This window comes from Actinotalea sp. (assembly GCF_035443605.1).
In the GTDB taxonomy this organism is placed as follows: domain Bacteria; phylum Actinomycetota; class Actinomycetes; order Actinomycetales; family Cellulomonadaceae; genus Actinotalea.
In genome coordinates this window covers 1-6058 of the sequence record NZ_DAORSQ010000126.1, presented here as the reverse complement: position 1 = coordinate 6058, position 6058 = coordinate 1, and the positions used below count along the sequence as shown (strand labels likewise).

7 protein-coding genes are annotated in these 6058 nt (G+C 75.1%); 1 reads left to right on the top strand and 6 read right to left on the bottom strand.

Going from position 1 to position 6058, the window contains the following annotated elements; translation table 11 throughout:
* The 4 genes from PKY62_RS11620 to PKY62_RS11605 all read right to left on the bottom strand — a co-directional run.
* Positions 1 to 626, bottom strand: a 626-nt coding sequence (locus PKY62_RS11620) for a respiratory chain complex I subunit 1 family protein (protein ID WP_324537132.1), incomplete at its 3' end; no start/stop codon positions are given.
* Positions 623 to 2620: a proton-conducting transporter transmembrane domain-containing protein gene (locus PKY62_RS11615; RefSeq protein WP_324537130.1), complete on the bottom strand. Its 1998-nt coding sequence runs from the start codon at positions 2618 to 2620 to the stop codon at positions 623 to 625. The genes PKY62_RS11620 and PKY62_RS11615, both read right to left, overlap by 4 nt.
* Positions 2617 to 3132: an NADH-quinone oxidoreductase subunit B family protein gene (locus PKY62_RS11610; RefSeq protein WP_324537128.1), complete on the bottom strand. Its 516-nt coding sequence runs from the start codon at positions 3130 to 3132 to the stop codon at positions 2617 to 2619. Before PKY62_RS11610 ends, PKY62_RS11615 begins: the two co-directional genes overlap by 4 nt.
* Positions 3129 to 3500, bottom strand: coding sequence for an ArsR/SmtB family transcription factor (locus tag PKY62_RS11605; RefSeq protein ID WP_324537126.1), 372 nt, complete (start codon positions 3498 to 3500; stop codon positions 3129 to 3131). The genes PKY62_RS11610 and PKY62_RS11605 overlap by 4 nt, the downstream gene beginning before the upstream one ends.
* Positions 3501 to 3640: 140 nt before the next feature.
* Here PKY62_RS11605 and PKY62_RS11600 point away from each other — a divergent pair, with 140 nt between their 5' ends.
* Positions 3641 to 4171: a YbhB/YbcL family Raf kinase inhibitor-like protein gene (locus PKY62_RS11600; RefSeq protein ID WP_324537124.1), complete on the top strand. Its 531-nt coding sequence runs from the start codon at positions 3641 to 3643 to the stop codon at positions 4169 to 4171.
* Positions 4172 to 4235: 64 nt separating this feature from the next.
* Here PKY62_RS11600 and PKY62_RS11595 read toward each other — a convergent pair whose 3' ends face one another.
* Together PKY62_RS11595 and PKY62_RS11590 are read right to left on the bottom strand one after the other, a co-directional pair.
* The gene (locus PKY62_RS11595; protein ID WP_324537123.1) at positions 4236 to 5081 is read right to left on the bottom strand and encodes a TrmH family RNA methyltransferase; all 846 of its coding nucleotides are present in this window, start codon (positions 5079 to 5081) and stop codon (positions 4236 to 4238) included.
* 116 nt (positions 5082 to 5197) lie between these two features.
* Positions 5198 to 6058 (bottom strand): ABC transporter ATP-binding protein (locus tag PKY62_RS11590; RefSeq protein WP_324537122.1); only part of this gene is annotated, 861 nt, incomplete at its 5' end.

Genomic DNA, 6058 nt, shown 5'->3' with positions numbered 1-6058 from the left:
GTGGCGGGGTTGTCGACGGGCAGGCGTCCGGTCTCGGCGAGCACGACGACGACGAGCGCGACCACCGCCAGCACGCCAGCGGGCGAGGCGATGCTGGCCGGGTCGTCCTTGCGGTCGACGACGATGAGCGACAGGGTCGAGCTGCCCACCGGGATCGACAGCGCGTAGACGGCCATGAGCACCGTGGGCTCCACGAGCGCCGCGATCATCATGTGCCGGCTGGAGCCCATCCCGCCGAACGCCGACCCGGCGTCCAGGCCGAGCAGGGCGAGCGCGACGGTGCCGAGCAGCAGCACGGAGATGACGACGAAGAGGTCGTCCGGGACGAGGGTCAGCGGGTGGGCCGCGACGAGCGGGACGAGCGCGGCGACGAGCAGGCTCGAGGCCAGCAGCAGCAGCGGTGCCGCCCGCGTCACCCAGCTGGTGCCGGCCGCGTGCACGGGGCGCTTGGCGAGGAGCTTGCGCAGGTCCCGCCACGGCTGGAGCACCCCGGCGCCGGCCCTGCCCTCGATCCGGGCGCGCACCTGGCGCGTCACCCCGGCGACCACCGGCGCGAGCGCGACCATGAGGGCCACCTGCACGAGGACGACGAGGAGCGTCACCGCCTGGGTCATGGCCGAGGTCACAGGGCCACCACCACGAGGACGAGCAGCAGGGCCGCGAACGCGAAGCCGAGGTAGCGGTGGATCAAGCCGTTCTGGATCCCCCTGGCCCGGTCGGCGAGCCGGTCGGCCACGGCCACCAGCGGCGCGTAGGCGCGCACCTCGACGACGTCGTCGACCCGCTGGCGGTACTGCACGCTCTCGGCCATGTAGCGCGACTCCCCGACGTGGGTGACCTCGACGTCGCGGGCCGGCTGGAGCGCGTCGTCGAAGACCCGCATGAGCGGCTCGGCGTAGGAGGTCGCGGTGTACTGCATCCGTGGGCTGGTCCGGATCCCGCCGCAGCCCCAGCCGGGGACGTCGGCCACCCGGGGGTGACGCCGCGCGAGCACGGCTGCCAGGACGAGCGCCGGCGCGGCGACGAGCAGCCCCAGGACGGTCAGCGCCACCGGGTCGAGGACCGCGCCCACCCCGGTGAGCTCCAGGCCACCGAGCCCGACGGGACGGGCACCGGCGATCCCGGCCGAGCGGGCCAGGACGGCCGCCAGCGGTCCTGGCACCACCCCGAGCGCGACGACGATCAGCGCGCCGAGGCCCATCGCCACCCGCATCGTCGCCGGGACCTCGTGCGCCTCGCCCGCGGCCTCGGAACGGGGCCGGGCGAGGAAGGCGATCCCGTAGGCCTTGACGAACGTGAGGAGCGCGAGCCCTGCCGTCAGCGCGATGACGGCCAAGGCGACGGGGACGGCCACGGCGACCACGCGGTCCCCGGGGCGGACGCCCGCGATGAGGCCCTGGAACAGCGCCCACTCGGCGGCGAACCCGCCGGTGACCGGAAGGGCCGCGGCGCCGAGCGCGGCCACGCCGAAGGCGGCGCCCGTCCACGGCATGCGGTGCACCAGCCCGCCGAGCCGGTCGAGGTCACGCTCCCCGGTGGCGTGCAGGATCGCCCCCGCGCCGAGGAACAGCGTGGACTTGAACGCGGCGTGGCTGACCACGAGCAGCAGGCACGCGATGAGCGCGGTCGACGCCGGCCCCGGCACGTCGTAGCCCCGCAGCAGCAGGGCGACCCCGAGGGCCAGCACGATGAGTCCGACGTTCTCGCTCGTCGAGTACGCGAGGAGGCGCTTGACGTCCGACGCGACGGCGGCCTGGAGGATCCCGTAGAGCGCCGACCCCGCGCCGAGCGCGATGAGCAGCACGGACCACCACGTGGGGCCGCCAGGGAGCAGCCGCAGCGCCACGAGCAGCATGCCGTAGACGCCCATCTTGACCATGACGGCGCTCATCAGCGCCGAGGCGTGGCTGGGCGCCTCGGGGTGGGCACGGGGCAGCCACACGTGCAGCGGCACGAGGCCCGACTTCGCGGCGAAGCCCACGACGAGCAGGACGAACGCCACGCTGCCGGCGACCGACGACGGGTCGGCGTTGGCCAGCACCCCGAAGCCGACGCCCCCGGTCTGCCCGACGAGCACGGCGAACCCGGCGAGGATCGCGACCAGGCTGAGGTGCGTCATGACCGCATACCAGAGCGCGGCCTCGCGGGCTGCCGGGTTGCGGGCCTGCTCGGCGAGCACGAGGACCGTCGAGGCCCCGGCCATGAGCTCCCAGGCGAGCAGGAAGCTCACGACGTCCGCGGCCGCCGGGACGAGCTGCATCCCCAGGAGGAACACCGCGAGCGCCGCCCACTGGCTGCGCGAGGCGGACGGGCCGTGGACGTAGCCGATCGCGTAGACCGACGCGAGCACGCCGACGGCGCCCGCCACGAGCAGGAACAGCCCACCGAGGCGGTCCGGTGCGAGCACGAGCGGTGCCACGGGCAGCGCCGTCGCGAGGCGCAGCGCACCCTCGTGGCCCGCGAGCGCCAGCGCCCCCGTGACAGCCCCGGCCGCGGCCAGCCCGGCGCACGCCGTCCCGGCGAGCACGTTGCGCGCGGCGGGCCGGGCCGTCACCGCCAGGACCACGGCAACGACGGCGAGCAGCAGCTGGGCGGCCAGACCCCCCTCGACGGGGGTCACCGGCCGGTCACCCGCCGCAGGGCCTCGACGATCGCCTCGGGCTCGGGCGGGCACCCGGGCACCTCGAGGTCCACCGGCACGACGTCGTGCACGGCACCGAGCACGCCGTACCCGCCCCGCAGGGCGCCGCAGCTGCGCGCGCAGTCACCCAGAGCGACGACGAGGCGCGGCTCGGGCGTCGCCGCGACGGTCATCCGCAGGGGTCCCGCCATGTTGTGCGTGACCACACCCGTGACGAGCACGACGTCGGCGTGGCGCGGCGAGGCGACCAGGCGCGCGCCGTACCGCTCGGCGTCGTACACCGGGCCGAACGCTGCGGCGATCTCGATCTCGCACCCGTTGCACGAGCCCGCGTCGACGTGCCGCACCTGGACGCTGCCGCGCAGCGCGGGGACGCCGCCGCGAGGCAGGGCGGACGAGTCGGCGTCCTCGGGCGGCCCGGGCAGCGGTGGCGCCGGCTCGGCGATGCGGCCCGTGCGGCGGATGAGCCGCGCGAGATCGGCCAGGCTCACGGTGCGACCTCGGCCGCCGGTGCCTCGGTGCGGGTGGCTGCGGACGGACCGGGCTCGAGCTCCGCCTTGAGCTCCCCCTGCCGGGCGAGCAGGTCGCCGAGCAGGCGTCGGGCGATGAGCAGCAGGTCGGCGACGGCGGGCAGGCTCGCGGCGTAGACCACGTCGGCCCCCTCGCGATGCTGGGTCACGAGGCCCGCGCGCCGCAGCACCGCGAGCTGCTGGGACAGGTTCGACTGCTCGATGTCGATCGCGGCGAGGAGCTCGTAGACCGGCCGGTCGCGCTCGGAGAGCAGCTCGAGGATGCGGATCCGCGCCGGGTGGCCGAGGGTGCGGAAGAGCTCGGCCTTGGCCTGGTAGAGCGCGGGCACGGGATCTCCTCCGCATCGATCGACTGCAATACTTTACAACGTGAAAGTCTCTTCACGTCAAGGACGAGCGCCGAGACGGCCCGACGCGCCGTGGAGGCGGGCTAGCGTCGGAGCGACCGCCCGACGCTCGAGGAGCAGCCATGGACCTGGCCCGACCGATCCCGCCGGACCCCTACACGCGGCTCCCCGCGGTCCCCGGCCTCACCCTGAGCAGCGACGACGTGACGGACGGCGGCCCGATGGACCACCGGTTCACCGCCGAGGGCGGCAGCACGTCCCCGCACCTGGCCTGGTCCGCCGTGCCGCCCGGCACCCGTAGCCTCGTCGTCTCGTGCTTCGACCCCGACGCCCCCACGCCGGCGGGCTTCTGGCACTGGACGGTCTGGGACCTGCCGGCCGGCACCGCCTCGCTGCCCACCGGCGCCGGCGCGTCCGACGGCTCCGGGCTGCCGGCCGGGACGCACCAGTCGCGGCACGACGGCGGCGGTCCGGGCTACCTCGGCGCGGCTCCCCCGCGCGGCGACCGGGTGCACCGCTACGTGTTCGCCGTGCACGCGCTGGACGTCGCGAGCCTCGACCTGCCGGCGGACGCGACACCCACGGCGGTCGCGTTCACCGCCCTGTTCCACACGCTGGCCCGCGGGACGCTGACGGCCACCTTCCAGCACTGAGCCACCCGCGTGCCGACCGCCGGGGACCCGGCGCGCGGTCGGGCGCGGCGCCGGGCCGCGGGCCTCAGGCGCGCGTCGCCCAGAACGCCACGGCCGAGGCTGCCGCCACGTTGAGCGAGTCCACGCCGCCGGCCATGGGGATGCGCACCACGACGTCGGCGGCCTGGACGGCGCCGCGGGACAACCCGTCGCCCTCGGTGCCCAGCACGAGCGCCAGCCGCGTCGGCGGTCCCACGGGCGGTGCGACGAGGTCGTCGAGCGTCACCGCGTCGTCGCTCAGCGCCAGGGCCGCCACGGTGAACCCCAGCCCCTGCAGCTCCGCGAGCCCGCCGGGCCACGTGGCGAGCCGGGTCCACGGCACCTGGAAGACCGTGCCCATCGAGACCCGGACGCTGCGCCTGTACAACGGGTCGGCGCAGCGCGGCGAGACGAGCACGGCGTCGACGCCCAGCGCCGCGGCGGACCGGAAGATGGCCCCGACGTTGGTGTGGTCGACGATGTCCTCGAGCACGGCAACGCGGCGGGCGCCGGCCCCGCCCCGCGCGGCGGCGAGCAGAGCGCCGACGTCGGCCAACGGGGGACGGTGCATCGCCGCGAGCGCCCCGCGATGCAGGTGGAAGCCGGTCACCGCCTCGAGCACGTCCGGCTCGCCGAGGTAGACCGGGACGTCCCCGTCTGGCCCTGCCCCCACCGCGTCCAGCACGTCGGCGAGGTCGGCCAGCCAGCGTTCCGCCATGAGCAGGGACCGCGGCCGGTGACCGGCGGCCAGCGCGCGCCGGATGACCGTCGAGCTCTCCGCGATGTAGAGCCCCTTGGCAGGCTCGTGCTTGGCCCGCAGGGCCACGTCGGTCAGCCGCGTGTAGTCGGCGAGCGCCGGGTCGGCGGGATCGGTCACGCGGACGACGGGCACCGCCCGATCCTGCCAGACCCCACCCCCGACTCGGCTCCGGCCCACCACCCCCGGGTTCTGGAACCGATCTGCGCCCGCGCGTCGCCGATCGGCTCCAGAACCCCGTCCCGCGGGGGTCAGTCGACCGGGGCTGCGGCCTCGGCGAACTGGCTGGCGTACAGGGCCGCGTAGGCGCCGCCGGCCTCGAGCAGCGCGTCGTGGGTGCCCTGCTCGACGATCGAGCCGTGCTCCATGACGAGGATGACGTCGGCGTCGCGGATCGTCGACAGCCGGTGTGCGATGACGAAGCTCGTCCGCCCGTGCCGCAGCGCCGCCATCGCGTGCTGCACGAGCACCTCGGTCCGGGTGTCCACCGAGCTCGTCGCCTCGTCGAGGATGAGGATCGCCGGGTCGGCGAGGAACGCCCGCGCGATGGTCAGCAGCTGCTTCTCACCCGCGCTGACGTTGGACCCCTCCTCGTCGATGACGGTGTCGTAGCCGTCCGGCAGGTGCCGCACGAACCGGTCGACGAACGTCGTCCTGGCGGCCGCGACGACCTCCTCCTGGGTGGCGTCGACCTTGCCGTAGGCGATGTTGTCGGCGATGGTCCCGCCGAACAGCCAGGTGTCCTGGAGCACCATCCCGATCCGCGAGCGCAGGTCCTCGCGGTCCATCAGCGCCGTGTCGACGCCGTCGAGCGTGATCCGGCCGCCGTCGACCTCGTAGAACCGCATGATGAGGTTGACCAGGGTGGTCTTGCCCGCCCCGGTCGGACCCACGATCGCGACCGTCTGGCCCGGCTCGGCCACGAGGTCCAGGTGCTCGATGAGCGGGGAGTCCTCGACGTAGCGGAACGAGACGTCCTCGAAGGCGACCCGGCCCAGGACATCGGGCACCCGCGCGGGCTCGGCGGGCTCTGGCGACTGCTCCCTCGCGTCCAGCAGCTCGAAGACCCGCTCGGCCGAGGCGACGCCGGACTGCAGCAGGTTGGCCATCGA